The 20,485-nt window shown below is 71.1% G+C and carries 16 protein-coding genes; 6 read left to right on the forward strand and 10 right to left on the reverse strand.

The window, feature by feature from the left end; all coding sequences use genetic code 11:
- Window positions 1-131 precede the first annotated feature (131 nt).
- A complete protein-coding gene (locus OG210_RS11125) occupies window positions 132-530 on the forward strand; it encodes a hypothetical protein (RefSeq protein ID WP_371536069.1) in 399 nt (132 codons plus the stop codon).
- Here OG210_RS11125 and OG210_RS11130 read toward each other — a convergent pair.
- From OG210_RS11130 to OG210_RS11140, 3 genes are all read right to left on the reverse strand, one after another.
- A complete protein-coding gene (locus tag OG210_RS11130; RefSeq protein WP_328330029.1) occupies window positions 487-1,638 on the reverse strand; it encodes a Cmx/CmrA family chloramphenicol efflux MFS transporter in 1,152 nt (383 codons plus the stop codon). The two genes, OG210_RS11125 and OG210_RS11130, sit on opposite strands and share 44 nt — an antisense overlap.
- A gap of 281 nt (window positions 1,639-1,919) precedes the next feature.
- Complete coding sequence (locus OG210_RS11135; protein ID WP_328330028.1) at window positions 1,920-2,099, reverse strand: hypothetical protein; 180 nt, start codon at window positions 2,097-2,099, stop codon at window positions 1,920-1,922.
- A 4-nt stretch (window positions 2,100-2,103) separates the two neighbouring features.
- Window positions 2,104-2,295, reverse strand: a complete 192-nt coding sequence (locus OG210_RS11140) for a DUF1059 domain-containing protein (RefSeq protein WP_328330026.1) — start codon at window positions 2,293-2,295, stop codon at window positions 2,104-2,106.
- A gap of 371 nt (window positions 2,296-2,666) precedes the next feature.
- Between OG210_RS11140 and OG210_RS11145 the strand changes: the two genes are divergently transcribed.
- The 4 genes from OG210_RS11145 (at window position 2,667) to OG210_RS11160 (ending at window position 10,252) form a co-directional block, all read left to right on the forward strand.
- On the forward strand, window positions 2,667-3,368 hold the full coding sequence (locus tag OG210_RS11145) for a DUF4232 domain-containing protein (RefSeq protein WP_328330024.1): 702 nt from the start codon (window positions 2,667-2,669) through the stop codon (window positions 3,366-3,368).
- A gap of 200 nt (window positions 3,369-3,568) precedes the next feature.
- Entirely contained in the window at window positions 3,569-4,813 is a 1,245-nt protein-coding gene (locus OG210_RS11150) for an MFS transporter (RefSeq protein ID WP_328330022.1), read from the forward strand.
- 280 nt (window positions 4,814-5,093) lie between these two features.
- The gene (locus OG210_RS11155; protein WP_328330020.1) at window positions 5,094-7,976 is read left to right on the forward strand and encodes a family 20 glycosylhydrolase; all 2,883 of its coding nucleotides are present in this window, start codon (window positions 5,094-5,096) and stop codon (window positions 7,974-7,976) included.
- The gene (locus OG210_RS11160) at window positions 7,976-10,252 is read left to right on the forward strand and encodes a right-handed parallel beta-helix repeat-containing protein (RefSeq protein ID WP_328330018.1); all 2,277 of its coding nucleotides are present in this window, start codon (window positions 7,976-7,978) and stop codon (window positions 10,250-10,252) included. The genes OG210_RS11155 and OG210_RS11160 overlap by 1 nt, the downstream gene beginning before the upstream one ends.
- Window positions 10,253-10,316: 64 nt before the next feature.
- Here the strand turns inward: OG210_RS11160 and OG210_RS11165 are convergent, their stop codons facing one another.
- Window positions 10,317-11,600 (reverse strand): geranylgeranyl reductase family protein, encoded by a 1,284-nt coding sequence (locus OG210_RS11165; protein ID WP_327295933.1) that lies wholly within the window; start codon window positions 11,598-11,600, stop codon window positions 10,317-10,319.
- Window positions 11,601-11,700: 100 nt separating this feature from the next.
- Here OG210_RS11165 and OG210_RS11170 point away from each other — a divergent pair, with 100 nt between their 5' ends.
- Window positions 11,701-12,240, forward strand: a complete 540-nt coding sequence (locus OG210_RS11170) for a GNAT family N-acetyltransferase (protein ID WP_328330016.1) — start codon at window positions 11,701-11,703, stop codon at window positions 12,238-12,240.
- A gap of 71 nt (window positions 12,241-12,311) precedes the next feature.
- Here the strand turns inward: OG210_RS11170 and OG210_RS11175 are convergent, their stop codons facing one another.
- The 6 genes from OG210_RS11175 to OG210_RS11200 form a co-directional block, all read right to left on the reverse strand.
- A complete protein-coding gene (locus OG210_RS11175; RefSeq protein WP_328330014.1) occupies window positions 12,312-13,010 on the reverse strand; it encodes a demethylmenaquinone methyltransferase in 699 nt (232 codons plus the stop codon).
- Window positions 13,011-13,173: 163 nt separating this feature from the next.
- The gene (locus OG210_RS11180; RefSeq protein WP_328330012.1) at window positions 13,174-13,692 is read right to left on the reverse strand and encodes a hypothetical protein; all 519 of its coding nucleotides are present in this window, start codon (window positions 13,690-13,692) and stop codon (window positions 13,174-13,176) included.
- Window positions 13,693-13,699: 7 nt separating this feature from the next.
- Window positions 13,700-14,914: a cyclic dehypoxanthinyl futalosine synthase gene (gene mqnC / locus OG210_RS11185; protein WP_328330010.1), complete on the reverse strand. Its 1,215-nt coding sequence runs from the start codon at window positions 14,912-14,914 to the stop codon at window positions 13,700-13,702.
- A gap of 191 nt (window positions 14,915-15,105) precedes the next feature.
- Window positions 15,106-18,036 carry a BTAD domain-containing putative transcriptional regulator gene (locus OG210_RS11190; RefSeq protein ID WP_371536079.1) on the reverse strand — a complete coding sequence of 977 codons (2,931 nt, stop codon included), beginning with the start codon at window positions 18,034-18,036 and terminating at the stop codon, window positions 15,106-15,108.
- A gap of 442 nt (window positions 18,037-18,478) precedes the next feature.
- Window positions 18,479-19,483 (reverse strand): UDP-glucose 4-epimerase GalE, encoded by a 1,005-nt coding sequence (gene galE / locus OG210_RS11195; RefSeq protein WP_371536082.1) that lies wholly within the window; start codon window positions 19,481-19,483, stop codon window positions 18,479-18,481.
- 21 nt (window positions 19,484-19,504) lie between these two features.
- Complete coding sequence (locus OG210_RS11200; protein WP_371536086.1) at window positions 19,505-20,479, reverse strand: helix-turn-helix domain-containing protein; 975 nt, start codon at window positions 20,477-20,479, stop codon at window positions 19,505-19,507.
- Window positions 20,480-20,485: the final 6 nt, after the last annotated feature.

Consider the following 20,485-nt stretch of genomic DNA (forward strand, 5'->3'; position numbering starts at 1 on the left):
CGTCACCGTACGTCGCCACTGCGGCCGCAGCAGTAGCCGAGCCGCGCCCCGGGCAATGTAACTCCGCTTGTCCACAGCCCCGTTGAGGCAGGCACTCCGGACTTTCAGACGCTGCGATCGGACGGTCGGCCATGCGTACGTCACCCCCCACCGCCTCCACCAGAACCCCGGCTGAGGCCCGTATCGAGCTCGGCTTCCGGTTAGAGGTGCTGCGGTACGGGCCCGCGACCGGGTTCCGGCCCGAGCCCGTCGATCTGCGGATCGTCCCCACCCCGCGCGAGGCCATCCGCGTGATCCGCGCGCAGCTACGGGCCAGCCATGTCCTCGGTCTGCCGCCGCGCGAGACCGCCCGCGCTCTGCGCTGGTCCGAACACGGCGGCTGGCTGCCCGCGCTCGCCGCGCTGCACCGAGGCGAGCCCTGCGGGTTCGTACTGCCGCTCCGCAAGGGCCGCCACATCGAGTGGGCCGTACGCCCCTTGTGCTACCTCACGCTCGACCCGGCGCCCGGACCCGCCACGCCCCGGCTGTGACCAGCGCACATCCCATCAGCGCACCGCTCACCCAGACCGGCGACCGGTAGCCGAAACCGGCATCCAGGGCCAGACCGCCCGCCCAAGGGCCCAGCGTGGCACCCAGGTTGAAGGCGGTCGTGGAGAAGGCGCCCGCGAGGCTCGGGGCTTCGGGGGCCTCGTCGAGGACGCGGGCGATCAGGGCCGTGCCCGTGCCGAAGGCGAACATCCCCTGGACCAGGATCAGGGCGAGTGCCGCGGACGGGCTGCCCGCCGTCAGGGCCAGGGCGCTCCACCCCAGCGCGAGGGCGACCAGGCCGGACGCGATGAGGGCCGTGGGGCGGAGATCGGCGAACCGGCCGGCGACGGTGACGCCGAGGAAGGACCCCACGCCGAAGAGCGCGAGCGCGGCGGGCACCCAACCGGCGCTCAGACCGGTCTCCCGGGTGAGGAGCGGCTCCAGATAGGAGAACGCGCAGAAGGTCGCCCCCTGCACCAGCGCCATCGTGAGCAGGGTGAGCCGGAGGCGGGGGCGGGTCAGGACACGCAGTTCGGTGCGGACGGGTACGGGTTCGGCGTCGGGCCGCCCCGCCGGGACGCTGCGTACGATCGCCAGGGCCGCCGGTACGGAGATGAGGGCGACCGCCCAGAACGCCGACCGCCACCCCCACCGCTCTCCCAGTACCGCCCCGGCCGGCACCCCGACGACGCAGGCGACCGTGACCCCGCCGACCACTACCGCCGTGGCCCGCGCCTTCAACTGCGCGGGAACCAGGGAGACCGCCGTCGTCAGGGCCACCGCCCAGAAGCCCGCGTTGGCGACGGCGCCGACGAACCGGGTCGCGAGGAGCACTCCGTAACTCGGGGTGAGCGCCCCGAGGATGTGCACGGCGACGAACACCGCGAGGAACAGCAGCAGCGCACGGCGGCGGGGCCAGGTGCGGCTGAAGAGCGCCATGAGAGGCGCGCCGATCACCATCCCCACGGCGAAGGCCGAGGTCAGCAGACCCGCTGCGGCCAGGGAGACGTTCAGGTCGGTGGCGATGCCCGAGATGAGCCCGGACAGCATGAACTCCGATGTGCCCTGGGCGAAGACCGCGAGCCCGAGGACGTAGACAGCAAATGGCATAGGAGGCGCACCCCTTGGGACGGAACAGTCGACGGAGCCGTCGTGGACGGACAGGCCGGTGTGCGGGGATGCGGGCCGCGCCCTTCGTACGCGCCGGGGATCCGGCATACGTAACGCCGTGACGCCGTAACGTCGTGGCGCGGAAGAACACCCCGGCCGGGATGGCGGGGGCGTGACTCGGTGAGCGGCGCTTCAGCGCGCAGCCGAGGAGGAAGCGGCCCGTACCCGCGGTGATCCGGCGGCGACGGAGCCGTGCGAAGAAGTGCCCATGACCCTGCGGGTCAACCGGCCTCAGTCAGCAGGAACTCGGCCACCGGAGCACCGGTGGCCGCTGTCTGTCGGACTCGGGGCAGGCCATGGAAGTGACCGTATCCGGCCGGGTGGTCGCGATGCCAGTGATTAACGCCGACGACATCCAGGCGGCCCGTTTCCGTGTCGGACGCCGCCGCCTGAATCGCCATGGGGTCACACGTGCTGCGGGGCTTCGTCCTTCAGCATCCCGCGGACCTGCTCGCGCAGCTCACTGTTGTTCGTGTGTCCGTGGACCGAAGCGGCGTGCTCGGACGCCGCGCGTACGACTTCTTCCTCCTCGCCGCTGATGGTCAGCGTGCAACCGGATTCGCTGGGCATGTCCCGGCAGTCGGCGACCTTACGCATGAGAAACCTCCAGTCCGCCCCGTCGCCGTACCGCCGGCCTGCGGACTCTGGAGCCATAGGCCATGAGGCGGCAGACACTGGGGCTACATGGGCCATATACCACAAATATAGATATTTCCTAGCAAGAACACCAGCTCGCGGTCCTTCTCTCAGGTCGTTGTGCCGGACCCCGCCGAAAGGCCGCCGCCGTGGCATGGGACCGGACTGTCCCCCTTCCTCCGCTTTCTCGTCACAGCGAGTCGACTCGCATGTCACAGGGGTGTCTTGGTCGAACTCCGGTCAGAACAACTTGCCGGGCGGCGGACACATACCAAGCAGCAACGCCCGCTCAACCGGAGCGAGCGTGACGACACCGCTTCCTTGGAGTACCGATGCGCGTCAAGAAGATCTCCGCTCTCGCCCTCGTCGTCGCCGCTGCCGGCCTCTCGCTGACCGCGTGCGGCAGCAGCGACGGATCGAGCGCTTCCGCCGCCAACAACAGCGCGTCCAGCGCCGCGAGCAGCTCCACCGGCGGCCAGGGCTCGGGCTCCTCGGCCTCGGGCTCCTCGTCGTCCAACTCCTCCACCTCCGCCACCAAGTCCTCGTCCGGTTCCTCCACCGGCTCCAGCACGGGCGGCAAGGTCGCCACCAAGAGCGAGGCCGCAGGGTCGGGCTCCAGGTGCGAGGCCGACCACCTCGATCTCAGCGCCGTCTCTGCGGGCGTCAAGAACCAGATCGTCATCAACATGAAGAACACCGGTTCCAGCACGTGCAGCATGACCGGCTTCCCCGGCGTCCAGCTCATCGGCCCCGACGGCCTCGGCGACACCGGCCCCGACGCCGCCCGCACCGACGCCACGGGCTCCACCACGACCATCGCGCCCGGCGAGGAGACCCGCTTCCTGCTGCACTACATCCCGGACACCAGCGGCTCGGGCAAGACCTACACCCGGCTCGACGTCACCCCGCCCAACGAGCGGGTCTCGGAGATCGTGAACCTCAACAAGCTGGCCATCACCGTCTCCCCCTCCACCGGCAACGCCCCCGACGTCTACGTCGACCCGATCGGCTACCACACCGGCTCCGGCAAGTGAGCCCAGCAGCACCACGTACACCCCGGCCCAGCCAGGCGTACAACGTGCTGTTGTGGCCAGGGACACGTCGGTTGTTTGACCGCAGGTGTACCGCTCGCTTTGATCTCAGGTGTCAACGCCAGGTTGTCCGGGCGGGAAGCCCGGTAGGAAATCCAGCGGAACCGGGCCGGAGAGCAGAGTGAGCGGGAGGTGCGCCGAGCGTGGTGTCCAGGCAGTCGCTGGGGCGGCAGTTCGGGTGGCTCTGGGCCGCGTACGGGGTCAGCACGCTCGGTACGTGGCTCGCGTTCGACTCGTTCTCCCTGATCGCGATCCTCGCGCTGCACGCCGGGACGACCGAGGTGTCACTGCTGTCCGCCGCCGGGCTGGCGGTCGGTGCGGTGGTGGCCATGCCGCTCGGCCCGTGGGTGGACTTCCGCCGCAAGCGGCCGGTGATGATCGCGATGGACCTGATCCGGTTCGCGGCGCTGATGACCATCCCCGCCGCCTACGCGCTCGGCGGGCTCACCTTCGGCCAGCTGCTGGTCGTGTCGGTCGTCGTCGGCGCGGCCGACATCACCTTCACCGCGGCGAGCGGGGCCTGTCTGAAAGCGCTCGTACGGCCGGAGGACCTGCTCGTCGCTAACGGCCGGTTCGAGTCCACGACCTGGACCGCCACCATGCTCGGACCGCCGCTCGGCGGGGCCGCGATCGGGATGTTCGGCCCGGTGCTGACCGTACTCGCCAACGCGGTCAGCTATCTGCTCTCCGCCGTGGGGATCCGCGCGATCGGCGGCGAGGAGCCGCACCCCGAGCGGGCCGGCGCACCGAAGCTGCGCGCGGGTGACCTGCTCGACGGGTGGCGGTACATCCTCGGCCACCCCACGCTGCGCCCGCTGTTCCTCAACTCGATCCTCTTCAACGGCCTGATCATGGCGGCCTCCCCGCTGCTCTCCGTCCTCATGCTCAGCCATCTCGGGTTCGCCCCCTGGCAGTACTGTCTCGCCTTCGCGGTGCCGTGCATCGGCGGTCTGATCGGCTCACGGGCGGCCCGCCGGCTCGTCACACGGTTCGGGCAGCACCGGGTGATGCTCGCCGCCGGGGTGCTGCGGGCGTGCTGGTCGCTCGGACTGGCCTTTGTCCGTCCGGGCGTTGCCGGGCTGGCGCTCGTCATGGGCGTCGAGCTGGGGCTGATCGCCTGCTGCGGGGTGTACAACCCGGTGCTCGCCACCTACCGGCTGAACCACGCCGAACCGGGCCGGGTCGCCCGTACCCTGTCCGCGTGGTCGGTCACCGGCAAAGCCTCCACCGCCGCCATAACGGCCCTGTGGGGCCTGCTGGCCGCGGCCACCGGCCCCCGCACCGCGATCGCGACCGCCGGTCTGCTCCTCCTGGCGACCCCGCTGCTGCTGCCGCGCCGCGACCCCTCAGCACGGTCCGAGCCGGAACCGGCCGGGAGTCCCGCGTGAAGCCGGCACACCCCCACCTCGATCTCCCTCCAGGCCGTAAGTAACGGGGGCCGGGGAGGGGGCCCCTGCGGCATGGCCGTCCATCAACAACACCCCCTCATCATCCCATGTATCCGGCACAAATAGCCCGATGAGCGGCATCATCCGGGCGAACTCCGAGCATTGCTCGGATCTATACGCGGATTTTCCCGCTCCACCCCCTGGCGCCCCGCAAGCGGCCCCAGTAGGGTCCACCCCTGAGTACAGCTGGTCTACACCACACGGCTCGGAGGGTGTCCAAGTGCCGTACAGAGCAAGGCAGTTGCTTCTCACGTTCACCGCCGCCCTCGCTCTGGGCGGGACGTTCCTCCTGCCCGGCGGCGCTGCTGTCGCGGCCTCCGCCGAACCATCCGCCGTGCCTGCCGTCGTCCCCCCTCTGCAGAACTGGCACAGCGACACGGGCCGGTTCAGGCTCACCGAACGGTCCCGGATCGTCGTCGATGCCGGGCCCGGTTCCCGACTGGCCGCCGACGCACGCACGTTCGCGGCCGACCTGGCCGCCCTCGGTGTCGAGCGGCTGCCCGTCACCACTGGGACCAAGGCCCACAGCGGCGACATCCTGATCACCTCACAGGGCGACGGCGAGGGATTCCGTATCGACGTGAGCGAGGACTCCGTACGGCTCTCCGGAGACGGAGTGACCGGCGCGTTCTACGCGGAGCAGTCCGTCGAGCAGATGTTCAAGACCTCCGTCGGCCACGCTTCACTGCCGGCCGGTGCCACACACGACTCCCCCACGCAGCGAACCCGTGGACTGATGATCGACACCGCACGTACGTACTGGTCCGTGGAGTCGGTCAAGGAGACGATCCGTCAGCTGGCGTGGACGAAGTTCAACACCCTGCACTGGCATCTGACCGACTCCGAGTTCTTCCGGCTCGACCTGCCGGGCTACGAGGGGCTCGCCGCGGCCCAGTCGTACACCCCCGCCGACCTGCGGGCCGTGCAGGCGTACGCGGCCCGCTACCACGTCACGGTCCTCCCGGAGTTCGACATCCCCGCTCACGCCACGGCGATGTCCCGCTACCGGCCGGGCCTGCGCTGGGAGTGCCCGTCCATGAACGCGATCATCGACACGTCGCGGGTGGACCCCGGATTCACCATCGACATCACCAAGCCGGGGAACGTGGCGTGGCTGGACGGCCTCGTCAAGGAGGTGGTGGGCCTGTTCGATTCGCCCGTCATCCACCTCGGTGGTGACGAGACCCCCCGCGCCGCCACCCAGGCGGCGTGCCCGGAACTGACGGCGTACGCGACATCGCAGGGCTACGCCAAGACCGAGGACGTGTTCCTGGCGTACGAGAACCACCTGCACGACCTGCTCGCCGAGCACGGCAAGAAGATGGAGATCTGGGGCTGGTGGCCGCAGGCCGGGGGCGGCGGGAGCGTCACCGTGGACAAGGACATCCGCATCCAGGCGTGGCTGGGCGACGAGCAGACCTTCATCGACCAGGGCTACGACGTCGTCGTCAGCAACGAGTCCTCACGCCTGTACGTCGTCCCCAAAGCGATGCCGGGCACCGCCAACGGCACCTACATCCCGGACGACGACGCCCTCTACCGCACCTACGCACCCAGCAGCTCCGCGCACGTGCAGGGGCTGGAGATGGCCCAGTGGGGGGATCGCCAGTACACCGCGCCCGAGGCGTACTCGCTGTCCTATCTGCGCCGTCCGCTGCAGATCCTCGCGTCCACCGCGTGGGGCAGCCCCCGTATGGCGAACTACCTCGACTACGAGGCGATGGCCGACACCGTCGGGACAGCGCCGGGAGTCATGGAGAACGCGGATCCCGACGCGCGGCCGGTGACCGCTACGGCGTACGGCCCCGAAGGCGCGGCCAACGCCGCTGACGGCGACCCGGCGACGGCGTTCGCCGCCACCACCCCGGGAGCCGCCGTGGGCCTCGACCTCGGTGAGGGGGGCGCGACGAGGCCCGCCGCCGTACGCCTGCTGCCCCGCAGCACCTCGACGGCCGACCTGTCCTCGCTGGTCGGCGCACGGGTCGAGGGGTGCACCGAAGGACCGGACCAGGGGTGCACGACGCTGGCCGAGGTGCGGTGGACTCCGACCCGGGACTGGCAGACGCTGCCGGTGGACACCTCGCGGGCGTACCGATGGGTGCGTCTGGTGGGCGCCGCGCAGACCAAGCCGGTCGTGGCCGAGCTCCAGGTACTCGCGGCCGCCGGCGACGTGCAGGTCATGGTGAGCGCGCCGCGCGAGATGCCCGCGGGCCACGGCGCCACCGTCGTCGGGGCCACGATCACGAACACCACCGGCCGGGCCCTCCCCCGCGTCGAAGTGGGCCTGAACGCACAGCACTTGAGCGACAACACCGCCCTCGCGCCTGCGGTGCCGCCGACCCAGGTGGCCCTCCCGCCGCACCGGAGCCGCACGGTGCGCTTCACCGTCAGCCCGGACAGGGCCGCACACGCGGGCCTCTACCGGTTCACCGCGACCGCCGACTTCGGCACGGGCGACGGCGACGGCCGCGGCAGGGCCCGGGGCTCGGCGCTGTCCACCGTGCCGCTGCGCTCCCTGACCGAGGCCTACGACAACATCGGCATCACGGCGGACGGCAACCCGCAGCCCGGCGACCTCGACGGCGCCCAGTCGAGCCTGTCCGCCGATGGCCTGGCCACGGCGGGCGTGCAGCGCGGCGCCGACGTCTCAGCCGACGGATTCACCTTCGCGCTGCCGTCGCCGGACGTCACCGACCGCGACAACGTCGTCGCCGACGGCCAGACCCTTCCGCTGACGGGCCGCACCTCCCGCGTCGGGCTGCTGGCCACCGGTACCTACGGGACGTCCGCGGGCATCACCGGCACGGTGACCCTCACGTACTCCGACGGCTCCACCTCGGCCGGCGAGGTGACCGTGCCCGACTGGGGATCCACTGCCCCACTGCCGGCCGACGCCACGACAGCCGCCGACGCGGGCAGGGTCAACGGCAGCGGCCGCGCCCAGAGCACACGCCCGGCGAAGCTGTACGCCGTCCACGTCGACGCCGATCCCGCCCGACAGCTTGTCTCCGTCACACTGCCCGCCGCATCCGGATACCTCGGTGCCAAGGCCCCGCTGATCCATGTGTTCGCCCTCAGCACCGACCGGAAGGAAACGTCCTGATGCGCACCGTCCTGGCACAGCTCAGACGCGCGCGGGCAGCCGTCCCGCTCACCCTCGCCGTGACTGCCGCGAGTGTCCTGTTCCCGGCGGGCGCCGCCGTAGCGGGCGGACCACCCGCCGTCGTACTGCACGCCGCCCGGGACGGCAGCGGAACAGCGTGCGCCCGGTCGCACCCCTGCTCGGTCGGCAGCGCGCAGGACCGGGTGCGCGAGCTGCTCGGCCAGGGCCCGGCCCGGGATGTCGTCGTCGAACTGGCCGACGGGACCTACCGCCTGGACAAGCCACTGGAGTTCGGACCGCAGGACTCCGGGCGGCCCGGCCACCGGGTGACCTGGACAGCCGCCCCCGGCGCACATCCCGTACTCAGCGGCGCGCGCAAGGTCACGGGCTGGAAGCTGCGGGACGCGGACAAGAACGTCTGGGAGGCCCCGCTGCCCAAGGGACTCGACACCCGGCAGGTGTACGTCGACGGCCGGCGGGCGCCGGTCGCGCAGACCACACCGGCGGAACTCGAGCTGGCCTTCGCTGCCGCCAGCGGTGGCTACACCACCACGCCGGCAGCATGGGGACAGGACCTCCTCGCCGCCCTCGGCCCCGCCGCGCTCAGCAGGGTCGAGTTCGTCTACACCGGCGGCAACGGCCCCTGGACGCAGTCCCGGTGCCGCCTCGACACCGTGCGGGATTCCACTCTCCTGATCCAGCAGCCGTGCTGGGGGAACATCACGAAACGGCCGGCGTTCACCCAGGCGTCGGGGTCGCTGCCGTCGATGAACCCGGGTACCCCGCCGACCCGCATCGAGAACGCGTATCCCTTCCTGCACGCCGGCCAGTGGTACGTCGACCCGGCGCGGGGCGTCCTGGACTACGTGCCCGCACCCGGCCAGGACATCACCGCTCTCGATGTGGAGGTGCCCCGGCTGAGCACCCTGGTCAAGGGCGCCGGCACACTCGACGCACCAGTGCGCAACCTGACCTTCTCGGGCCTGACGTTCGCCTACGCCACCTGGCTCGACCCGAGCAGCCGCGCCGGCTTCGCGGACGTGCAGGACAATCTGCGCCTCACCGGTGACGACCCGGCCCACCCCCAGGGCACTTGCACCTTCGGCACTCCCCCGGGCACCTGCCCGTTCGGCGCCCTGAGCCGTGAGCCCGGCAATGTGCAGTTCACCGCGGCGCACGATGTCGTCCTGCTGGGCAACACCTTCACCCATCTCGGTGCGGCCGGTCTCGTCCTGGAGCACGGAAGCCGCGACAACACCGTGGAGGGCAACACCTTCGCCGACATCTCCGGCAACGGAATCATCCTGGGGAACACCACCGATCCACACCCGTCCGACGTGGGCGCGGACGACCGCGAGATCAGCTCGGGCAACACCCTGGCGGACAACCTGATCCACGACGCCGGAACCGACTACCCCAGCGCGGCGGGAATCACCCTGTTCTTCACCCAGCACACCCTGGTGACCCACAACGAGCTGCGCGATCTGCCCTACACCGGCATCACCGCCGGAGTCATCCAGGGCCACGTCGACAACGCCGCGCACCCCGAGAACTCCACCAACATCAACAGCGACAACACCATCAGCAACAACCTGATCCACCGGTACATGCAGGTGCTCAAGGACGGCGGCGCGGTCTACGTCGAAGGCCACCAGGGCCAGACCCGGCAGGCCGCCGACGGTTCGGTGGACCGCGCTGCGAGCGTCGCGCACGGTCTGACCGTCGCGGGCAACGTCGCCTACGACCAGGGCAATGTCAACTTCACCTGGTACGACGACGCCGGAGCCCAGTGGCTGAACTGGACCGGCAACCTGGAGTGGGGTGCCAAGCAGGCACAGGGCGGCTGCCAGACCACCGGGCACCTCGACTACACCGGTAACGTCCAGTCGGGCCTGACCGGCGAGTTCCACTGCTCGCCGCCCGTCCCGGTGGACACCCGTATCGAGGGCAACCGGGCCATCTCTCCCACACCGTCCGCGGCCGACCTGCCCGCGGACACCGTGTCACGGGCCGGCCTCACCGGCCGCTGGCAGACCCTGACGACATCGCTGCCGCCCGGCATCGGCTACGCCCATGTGTCGCCCGACGGCGCCGGAGTCCTCGTCGCGGGCCACGGCTTCGCCCCGGACACCCGCGTCAGTCTGGACGGAGTGCCCGCCACGAAGGTCACCGTCCTGTCCAACGGCTTCCTCGACGTCGTCCCACCGTCCGGAACGCACCCCCGGCAGATCACCGTCACCACCCCACACGGCACCACCACCGCCGCACTGGGCTGAGGTCCGCAGCAGAGGCAGTCGGGCCCCCTTCTCCGTCAGGAGTCGGGGGCCGTCTCCTTGCCCGTCAGGAGTTGGGTGCCACCTTCGACAGCCCGTTGATGATCCGGTCCATCGCGTCCCCGCCGGTCGGGTCGGTCAGGTTCGCCAGCATCTTGAGGGTGAACTTCATCAGCACCGGGTGGGTCAGGCCGCGCTCGGTGATGAGCTTCATCACCTTCGGGTTGCCGATCAGCTTCACGAAGGCGCGGCCCAGCGTGTAGTAACCGCCGTAGGTCTCCTTGAGGACCTTCGGGTAGTTGTGCAGCGCCATCTCGCGCTGCGCGGGCGTCGCCCGCGCGGTGGCCTGGACGATCACGTCGGCCGCGATCTGGCCGGACTCCATGGCGTACGCGATGCCCTCGCCGTTGAACGGGTTGATCATGCCGCCCGCGTCACCGACGAGCAGCAGGCCCTTGGTGTAGTGCGGCTGGCGGTTGAAGGCCATCGGCAGGGCCGCGCCGCGGATCGGCATCGTCATGTTGTCGGGGACGTAACCCCAGTCCTCCGGCATCGACGCGCACCACGTCTTCAGCACCTCGCGCCAGTCCAGCTCCCGGAAGGCGGCCGATGAGTCGAGGATGCCGAGGCCGACGTTGGACGTGCCGTCGCCCATACCGAAGATCCAGCCGTACCCGGGGAGCAGCCGGTCCTGCGGGCCGCGGCGGTCCCACAACTCCAGCCAGGACTCCAGGTAGTCGTCGTCGTGACGCGGCGAGGTGAAGTACGTACGGACCGCGATTCCCATCGGCCGGTCGTCGCGGCGGTGCAGGCCCATGCCGATGGAGAGGCGGGTGGAGTTGCCGTCGGCGGCGACGACCAGCGGGGCGTGGAAGGTGACCGGGGTCTTCTCCTCGCCCATCTTGGCGTTGACGCCGGTGATCCGGCCGGTGCGCGGGTCGGTGATCGGGGCGCCGACGTTGCAGCGCTCGTGCAGCCGGGCGCCCGCCTTCTGCGCCTGGCGGGCCAGCTGCTCGTCGAAGTCGTCACGCTTGCGGACCAGGCCGTAGTCCGGATACGAGGCGAGTTCCGGCCAGTCCAGCTGGAGGCGTACGCCGCCGCCGATGATCCGCAGGCCCTTGTTCCGCAGCCAGCCCGCTTCCTCGGAGATGTCGATCCCCATGGAGACCAGCTGCTTGGTGGCGCGCGGGGTCAGTCCGTCACCGCAGACCTTCTCGCGCGGGAAGGCGGTCTTCTCCAGGAGCAGGACGTCGAGTCCGGCCTTCGCCAGGTAGTACGCCGTCGTGGAGCCGGCAGGGCCCGCCCCGACGACGATCACATCTGCGGTGTGCTCGGAGAGGGGCTCGGTCACGGCGGGAACTCCGGAAGACTCGATTTCGTGTGCCACGAGGCACTGGACAGGTGCAGTCTATGGGGACCTCCTGATCGATCAGCTGAAGGGTTGGAACGAAGTGAACAAGCCTGCGCCGGTCGTCCGGCTGCGTGTCCCCACCGACGAGGACGCCCTCGCCTGGCACCGGGTGTTCGACCATCCGGACGTCATGGAGTTCCACGGGGGTGCGTCGAAGGAGTTGTCGGAGTACGAGGAGTTGACCGCGCGGCAGCGCAGACACGATGCCGAGCGTGGCTTCTGCCTCTGGACGGTGCTCGACGGGGACGGTGAGGTGATGGGTTTCACCGGCGCGCAGCCCTGGCCGCACGAGAACTTCGGGCCGGTCGGCCGGATCGAGATCGGCTGGCGGCTCGGACGGAAGTACTGGGGCCACGGGTATGTGACCGCCGCCGCCCGCATGACGCTGGAGCGCGTACGGGCGGCCGGTGTCGGTGAGGTGTTCGCGATGGTCGACGCCGAGAACGAACGGTCGGTCGCGGTGACGCGGCGGCTCGGGATGGAGCTGCACGAGACATTCATGACACCGGTGTCGAAGCGGAAGGGCCACTGCTTCCGCCTGGACCTGCCGGAGGGGACCGGCTCAGGAGGATACGGCTGAGGGGATGCGGCTGAGAGGGGGCGGCTGAGAGGGGGCGGGTGGGGGCGCGGTTCCGCCCCCCACCTGTCGGTTCAGTCCGTCCGCTTGAAACCCCGGTGCAGCGCCACGATGCCACCGGTCAGGTTCCGCCAGGCCACGTCCGCCCAGCCGGCCTGCTGGAGGCGGGCGGCGAGTGCGGGCTGGTCGGGCCAGGCGCGGATCGACTCGGCGAGATAGACGTACGCGTCCGGGTTGGACGAGACGGCGGTCGCCACCGGGGGCAGCGCCCGCATCAGGTACTCGGTGTAGACGGTGCGGAACGGGGCCCAGGTGGGCTGCGAGAACTCGCAGATGACGACCCGGCCGCCGGGCTTGGTGACCCGGTACAGCTCCCGCAGCGCGGCATCCGTCTCCTGGACGTTGCGCAGCCCGAAGGAGATCGTCACGGCGTCGAAGACCCCGTCGCGGAAGGGCAGTTTCGTCGCGTCGCCCGCCGTCAGCGGAAGGTACGGATGGCGCTGCTTGCCGACCTGGAGCATGCCGATCGAGAAGTCGCAGGGCACGACGTACGCACCGGTCTGCGCGAACGGCAGCGAGGACGTCGCGGTCCCGGCGGCCAGGTCGAGGATCTTCTGCGCGGGGCGGGCGCCGACGGCCTTGGCCACCTCCTTGCGCCACAGCCGCGCCTGCCCGAGGGACAGCACGTCATTGGTGAGGTCGTAGTTCGCCGCCACGTCGTCGAACATCGAGGCGACTTCGTGCGGCTGCTTGTCCAGGGATGCTCGGGTCACCCGGCCATTGTGTCGTGCGGCCCGTCGGAGCCCGGCCACAGGGTCACGCCCCGCGTGGCAGGACGGCGTGCCGCCACCCACCGGGGCGCTCAGCGCGGTCCCGTGTACGACGTACCGTCACTCGAAGTCGTCAGCCCGTGGCGCGCCATTGACTCGCGGGCCGTCAGCGCGCCCGGTGCACCATCCGGCCCGCGATACACGTCACCAGGCACTCCCCGTCCTCGCCGTACACGGCGAAGTCGGCCCGCCCGGACACGGCGAGGGCGCGGGGCACCGGGAGCGCGCCCCCGGTAACCACGTACAGGCCCGACCGCTCGACGGCCGTGCGGACGGCCGCCCGTACGAACGGTCCGGTGAGCGATGTCGTCCCCGCCGTGAGAAGCCGTTGCAGCCCGCGCCGGGCGCTCGCGCCCCAGCGGACCTCGGTCATCCCGAGCGCGGCCAGCGCCTCGCCGGTCAGCGGGTCGGAGCCGAGGTCCTCGCGGGGGTCGGGCCAGTAGGCCGCTTCGAGAAGCGCGGGCGCGTCCGGCTCGTGGCGGCCGGGGGTCAGCACCCCGTCCCAGCTGCGCAGCCGGGCCCGGTCGCCGTACGCCGCGTCCAGCTCGTCGTACGGACCGAGCGCCGCGATGCGGTCGCCGTCGATGACGACCGCGTCCGCACGCGCCCGGTGAAGGGTCAGCAACGCGTACTCAGTTGGCGTCGAGGAGCTTCAGCTCGGGGTGCGCCGTGCCGCCCTCGATCGCGGTGGACGAGATGTGCGAGGCGACGCGGTCGTCGACCGGGTCGTTCGCCGGGTCGTCGTGCACCACGAGGTGCTCGTACGTCGTCGCGCGCTGCGCGGGAACGCGGCCGGCCTTGCGGATGAGGTCGATGATCTCCATCCGGTTCGACCGGTGCTTGGCACCGGCCGACGAGACCACGTTCTCCTCCAGCATGATCGAGCCGAGGTCGTCGGCGCCGTAGTGCAGCGACAGCTGGCCGACCTCCTTGCCGGTCGTCAGCCAGGAGCCCTGGATGTGGGCGACGTTGTCGAGGAAGAGCCGGGCGATGGCGATCATGCGCAGGTACTCGAAGAGGGTGGCCTGCGTCCGGCCCTTCAGGTGGTTGTTCTCGGGCTGGTACGTGTACGGGATGAAGGCGCGGAAGCCGCCGGTCCGGTCCTGTACGTCGCGGATCATCCGCAGGTGCTCGATGCGCTCGGCGTTGGTCTCGCCGGTGCCCATGAGCATGGTCGACGTGGACTCGACACCGAGGCCGTGCGCCGCCTCCATGATCTCCAGCCAGCGCTCGCCGGACTCCTTGAGCGGCGCGATGGCCGTACGCGGCCGCGCGGGCAGCAACTCGGCACCCGCACCGGCGAAGGAGTCGAGCCCGGCCGCGTGGATCCGCGAGATCGCCTCTTCGGCCGACACCTTGGAGATCCGCGCCATGTGCTCGATCTCGGAGGCCCCGAGGGAGTGGATGACGAGCTCCGGGTACGCCTTCTTGATGGCCGAGAAGTGCTTCTCGTAGTACTCCACACCGAAGTCCGGGTGGTGCCCGCCCTGGAACATGATCTGCGTACCGCCGAGCTCGACGGTCTCGGCGCAGCGGCGCAGGATGTCGTCGAGGTCGCGGGTCCAGCCCTTCTCGGTGTCCTTGGGGGCCGCGTAGAAGGCACAGAACTTGCACGCCGTGACGCACAGGTTCGTGTAGTTGATGTTGCGCTCGATGATGTACGTGGCGATGTGCTCGGTGCCTGCGTACCGCCGCCGGCGCACGGCATCGGCGGCCGCGCCCAGCGCGTGCAGCGGGGCGTCGCGGTACAGCACGACCGCTTCCTCGGGAGTGATGCGCCCGCCTGCGGCGGCACGGTCGAGGACGGCTGCGACATTTACAGACGTAAGGTCGGCGTTCTCGGTCACCGGGCGGGTCCTTCCCAAGGGGCTACAGACGACCGATCCAGCCTACGCCAGGGGCGGACGCGAAAGATTGCGCCCCCTTTGTCCGGTTCTCCCGGCGGAGGCTTCCAGCCCGTCCGGCGTTCGGGGCCGACGGTGGCGCCGCCGCACCCCGCACCCTCACCGCGGCACCCCCGCCACGCCACCGCGTACGGTCACCCCGCCGCCGCAACTCCCCCGCGCCACCCGGGAAGCAGCTCATCCAGCAACGCTTCCGTGCGCGGCGGCAGCCCCCGGTCCCCGCTCCGTACGGCCAGGTCCGCCGCAAGCTCCCGCAGCCGCGCCTCGTCGCCGGTCGCGTGGGTCGCGCGCAGCATCTCGTTCCACAGCCGCTCGTCCGCCGAGGATCCGGAGACGGCAGCCCGCAGCGCGGCGATCGCCTTCTCCGGCTGCCCCTGCTCCAGGTGGTGCGCCGACAGCGCCAGCGCCACATCCGCCACGAGCAGCGGCAGCTGCGTGTCGATGATCTCGTGGGTCAGCCAGGTGTAGCGGCCCTCCGTACGGTCGGCGAGCAGCGGCCCCCGTACCAGCCCGAGCGCGTCCGTGAGCAGCCGCTCCCGCACCGAGGCGCGCCGCGCGCCCCGGCCCTCGGTCGCCTCGTGGTGGAGCGAACGGAGCACGTCCAGGTCGGAGACCACGGAAGGAGCGAGCGTGAGCCGCCCGGTGCTGTCCGTACGGAGCCGGGCCGAGCCGTCCTCGTCGGTGCCGAGCCACAGCCGCAGCCGCTCGATGAGCGCGTCGCACACCTCCGGGGTGACTCCGCGCGGCCACATGGCAGAGGCGAGTACCCGCGGGTGGACGCCCTCACGGTGCAGCAGGAGCAGCGCGAGCGCTTCGTGCAGCAGGGCGCTGCGTTCGCTGTCCGGGGTGTCGAGGCCGATGATCTCGTACGGGCCGACCAGCCGCGCGTACACCGCGGGGCGCCCCTGCTCGGTGATGTCGACCAGGAACGGGCGGGCCGGTTCCGGTCCTTCGCCCTCCGGGGCGGCGTCGGCGAAGAGCCGTACGACCGCTTCGTGCTGGGCCTGCGGCAGCAGCTGCGCGTCGAGTTCGAGACCGAGCAGCGGTGCGAGCAGCCTGCCCTCGCCGGTGATCTCCAAGTCCCAGGTGGCGCCCGGCAGTTGTCCGGCCGAACCGGCGCCGATCAGACAGCCGATGCCCAGCCGTCCCGAGTCGGCGGTGAGTTCGGCGAGCGCGGTGGCCTCGTCGGCGGTGGGTTCGTCCGCGACGAGCACCAGGTGCGGGGCCCAGCGGGTCTGCTGGGCCGGGCCGGTCCGCCCGGTCAGGACCGAGTCGTGGCCGGCCGCGCCGAGCGCGCTGCGGCGCTGTCCGATCTCCGCGCCGAGCGTCTCGATGAGTTCGTCGACGGAGCCGAGGTGGCGCAGCCGCGTCGGGGCCAGCGGGCTGAGCTCCGCGCCGAATCCCACGACCGTGACGGTCATCCGGTCCGACCAGCCGTTGGTGGCCAGTTCGGCGGCGACGGACGAGAGGACGGCGGCGCGGTCGGGGTCGGCCCCGGTGAGCGCGACGAGACCGGGCACGGCCTCCAGGTTCAGCAGCAGCCGCGCGTCGTCGCGGGTGCCGAGGCTGACGAGTCCCGGGTACGGGGCGGCCGAGGTCTCCGGGTCGATCCCCTCGTACGCCGCGACGGCCGACCGCTCAAGCCGCCAGAACGTCTGGTCCTGGCCCAGCTCCCACGGCGCCGGCGGTGTCCCGGACGGCTGGGCGAGCTGGAGGTGCAGGTCGTCGTCGGTGAGCCAGGCCGCGTACACGACGGGCAGCGGGCGGCTCTCCCCGCCGAGCGAGGAGGACAGGCCGCGCAGCGCCAGGTCGAGGAAGCGGACGGCGTCGGGATCGGCGCCGACCAGCAGCGCGTCGTGCACATCGGCCTCGTCGCCGGTGGGGACCGGCGGCTCCATCCCGCGCCGGCCGGCCACCGCGGTCATCGCCGACTGCCACAGCGCCATCCGGCGGCGGCGGCCCAGCGCGCCGAGGATGCCGGCGGCGAGCAGCGGGGCGCCGATGAGGGCGGCGGAGAGGCCGAACCCGGAGTCGGAGCTCTGCGAGGGCGCTTCGGCGACCGCGCCGGATCCGGTGGACGGCGCGTTCGGGAGGCGCTGTTCCGGTACGGAGATCTGCGCCGTCGGGTTGTCGCCGCGACTGCCGCCCTGGTGCTGCTGAGCGGGCTGCTCCTGGTGGTTCCCGGACTTGGCGTAGTCGTCGATCTGGTGACGTACCTGCTCGGAGACGCTCGGCGCCTGGTCGGGCATCTGCACGACCTCGCCGCCGTGGGCGTCCGCCGGCATCTCCATGATCCAGCCGGGCCGGATCAGACTCGCCTCGGACAGCTTCGTGCCGTCCGGCTGCATCCGGTCCTTGTTGAGCTGGTAGATCTCCTTGTACCTGCGGCCGTCGCCGAGGTGGCGCTGGGCTATCTCCCACAGCGAGTCGTGGTGGCGCCCCTCGGGCGGGCTGATCCGGTAGAACTTCGTCGCGCCCTCGGTCCCGGTCCGCGCGTTCGCCTGCTCGGCGTGGCCCTGCGCGTCGGCCTGCGAGGCCACGGCCGCCTGCGCCTGCTGCGCGACGCCGACCCCCGGGGCCTGCTGCGCGGCGGCGACCGTCGGCTTGTGCGTCGACTCCAGGGACTGCCCGAACTGTGCGATCCCGGGCGCGAAGCTCGCGGCGGTGGCGCTGACCAGGAGCAGCGCGGCGATCAGCTGCCGGGCCAGCATCTGGCTCGGCCCCGCACCGGGAATGTGCGAGGGCATCCCGACGCCGGAGACCGCGGCCTTGACCTCCACGAGGACGCAGGCGGCGAACTGCGCCCAGGCCAGCCAGACGACGCAGATCAGGATGTTCACGAACGTGTCGACGGTGATCTGCTGCTGCACCATGTCGAAGGACGGCATACCGTGCGGCAGCGGCCAGCCCTGCGTGGACAGGGCGAGCGGTACGGCGAGCAGCAGCCCCGCGAGCGCGAGAAACGCGAAGAACGCCTTGGCGAAGTCACCCGCGGTCCGTTGCCGGGGCAGAGGCTGAGGCGTCCGGTTGGTCGGGCCCGTCGAACCGGGAGTATTGCGCGCCATGGCGGGTTTCCTGTGGGGAGGTAGCGGGTTCGGGATCGTCGGGAGTCGTCGTAAGTCTTCGTCGTAAGCCGTCGGGCTCGTCGGGATCGTCGGGCTCGGAAGTCGGGGGGTGGACTGAGCCTACCGAGATGGTACGGACGGTTTCGAAAGACAGACAGGGCCCGGTGGACACAACGCGTCCGATATGACACGCCTGTTGATACTTGCCCCGATTACGCGCTGGAGGCCGGGCGGAACCGCGGCGAAGCAACGGCCCGGCGCGCGGCCACCGCGGCCACCCGCACCGGCTCCGTCGGCCACCCGCAGGGGCTCCGCCACGACCGGGTCACACCGCCGACGACCGGGAACCGCAGGCGCGCCCGGAATCCACTACCGGGACCGGCAGGGGCCCCGGCTGAACGCAGCGTTCACGGACGCCGGAAGCCACTGCACCGGACCTCCATCAACTGGTCGGCTGAGCACTCCACTTCGCACGCCAGGCCAGCGCGTCGCGTACGCCTTCCAGGATGCTCTTCCGGGCTTTCCAGCCCAGGAGTTCACCCGCACGGTCACTCGCGGTGTAGCAACCGATCACATCGCCGGGACGCGGCCCGGCTTCACGGACGTCGAGGGTCTCCCCCACGGCCTCCTCGAAGGCCGTGACGAGTTCGCGCACGGTGGTGCCCTGTCCGGTGCCGACATTGATGACCTGGTACCGGTCGTCGGCGGCGGGTTCGACGACCTCGTCGAAGCGCGTGAGGGCGGCAACGTGCGCAAGGGCGAGGTCCCAGACATGGATGTAGTCACGGATACCGCTGCCGTCACGGGTGTCCCAGTCCCCACCGGTGACGGTGAACGGGGTTCCCTCCGTGTACGCCTCGATGAGCTTGCCCAGAGCGTGGGTCGGATTCAGGTCCTGCAACCCCGTACGCAGCTGGGGGTCGGCCCCGATCGGGTTGAAGTAACGCAAGGCGACGACCCGGACGGGTGCCGCCACGGTCCAGTCCTGGAGAACCTGCTCCATCATCTGCTTCGTACGGGCGTAGGGGCTCGACGCGGCCACCGGACTGGTCTCGTCCACCCGGGCGTCGGCGGTGGGCGCGTAGATGGAGGCGGAACTGCTGAAGACGACGCGCTCGCAACCGTTGCGCTGGAGGGATTCGAGCAGCTCGACGGTCTTGGCGACGTTCTCCCGGTAGTAGTGCAGCGGCCGGTCGACGGACTCCGGAACGACGATCTTGGCAGCGCAGTGCAGGGTCGCGTCGATGTCGGGGTGTTCGGCGAACACCTGGTCCAGCAGGGCCTGGTCGGCGATGTCACCCCGGTAGAAGACCCGGCCCTGGACGAACTCCCGGCGCCCCTTGGAGAGATCATCGAGGATGACCGGGGTGATCCCCTGCTCGATGAGGGCGGAAGCGACGGTACTGCCGATGAATCCGGCACCGCCGGTGATCAGAATCTTGGTCATACGCGGGATTCTCCCCCGGGCTCACCGCCGCCGCTCGGTCCGGCAGCCGCGGCAGCGGCCGGGCCCGGGTGACCGGAACGCACGGTCGCAGGTGTCGCAGTTCTGGAGCGGGTCAGGAGGCCCGGACTCTCCCCCGGACTCACCCCCGGCCCGGAGAGCGGGCAGCGGAGCGGGCACGAGAACGGCGAGCCGGTGGGCGAGAAGGGCCGCAGGACGCCTCAGCGGCCCGGGCAGATCGGCGGTGAGGACAGCGCGTACGGCATCGGGGTGGGCATCACGTTCGAGCCAGGCCGCGACGGCGGGGGCCAGGCGCCGGACGTCGGTCTCGGCCAGCAACAGCCTGGGCTCGTCGCGGCGCAGCCCGGAGAGCAGATCGATGGCCGCGCGGTGCCGCACCGGATCGGGCACGAGCGGCTGGGGAAGCACGACGGCTGGGCGCGGTACGGGGTCGTCCGCTCGGGCCTGGCGCTGAATCGGGGGCTGCTTCTGCATCGGGGGCCGGGGCTGCGGCTGCAGCCGGGGCCTCGGCTGCGGCTCAGGCGCGGATAGAGCGGCGGGCGGGGTCGGGCCGGGCGGGACAGTGGTGGGGCGCGGGCCCGCGTCTGCGACCGACTTTCCAGACGCTCCCGGCTCTCCCGGCTGGTTGTACGAGACCGTGCGGGTGACGACCCGGCCGTTCGGGAGGCGTTCCCGGGTGCGGCGCAAGTAACCGTGGGCTTCCAGCTCACGCAGCGCGGAGGCCACCCGGGCCTCGCTCTCCGGGAATCGGTCGGCGAGGACCTTGACGCCGATCCTGGCTCCGGCGGGCAGCGACTGGATGTGTACGGCCAGCGCGATCGCGACGAGGGACAGCCCACGGTGCTGGGCGAGGTGGTTGCCGACGACCGTGAAGCGGGCAGTGTGACGGGAGTTGATGTGTGTGACGCCGGCGTGCCGTACGCCACGGCGATCGCGGGACGAGGCGCGCGGAGGCGCGCTAACCTGCTGGGTATCCATCGGGAA

Origin of the sequence: Streptomyces sp. NBC_00466, assembly GCF_041433995.1 — a bacterium.
GTDB lineage: Bacteria > Actinomycetota > Actinomycetes > Streptomycetales > Streptomycetaceae > Streptomyces.

Excerpts from the sequence above, each read along its gene's own strand:
- OG210_RS11140 (WP_328330026.1), bottom strand. The coding sequence starts at position 2,295 with ATGCGTAAGGTCGCCGACTGCCGGGACATGCCCAGCGAATCCGGTTGC.
- OG210_RS11145 (WP_328330024.1), top strand. The coding sequence starts at position 2,667 with ATGCGCGTCAAGAAGATCTCCGCTCTCGCCCTCGTCGTCGCCGCTGCC.
- OG210_RS11125 (WP_371536069.1), top strand. The coding sequence starts at position 132 with ATGCGTACGTCACCCCCCACCGCCTCCACCAGAACCCCGGCTGAGGCC.
- OG210_RS11200 (WP_371536086.1), bottom strand. The coding sequence starts at position 20,479 with ATGGATACCCAGCAGGTTAGCGCGCCTCCGCGCGCCTCGTCCCGCGAT.
- galE (WP_371536082.1), bottom strand. The coding sequence starts at position 19,483 with ATGACCAAGATTCTGATCACCGGCGGTGCCGGATTCATCGGCAGTACC.
- OG210_RS11135 (WP_328330028.1), bottom strand. The coding sequence starts at position 2,099 with ATGGCGATTCAGGCGGCGGCGTCCGACACGGAAACGGGCCGCCTGGAT.
- OG210_RS11160 (WP_328330018.1), top strand. The coding sequence starts at position 7,976 with ATGCGCACCGTCCTGGCACAGCTCAGACGCGCGCGGGCAGCCGTCCCG.
- OG210_RS11130 (WP_328330029.1), bottom strand. The coding sequence starts at position 1,638 with ATGCCATTTGCTGTCTACGTCCTCGGGCTCGCGGTCTTCGCCCAGGGC.
- OG210_RS11190 (WP_371536079.1), bottom strand. The coding sequence starts at position 18,036 with ATGGCGCGCAATACTCCCGGTTCGACGGGCCCGACCAACCGGACGCCT.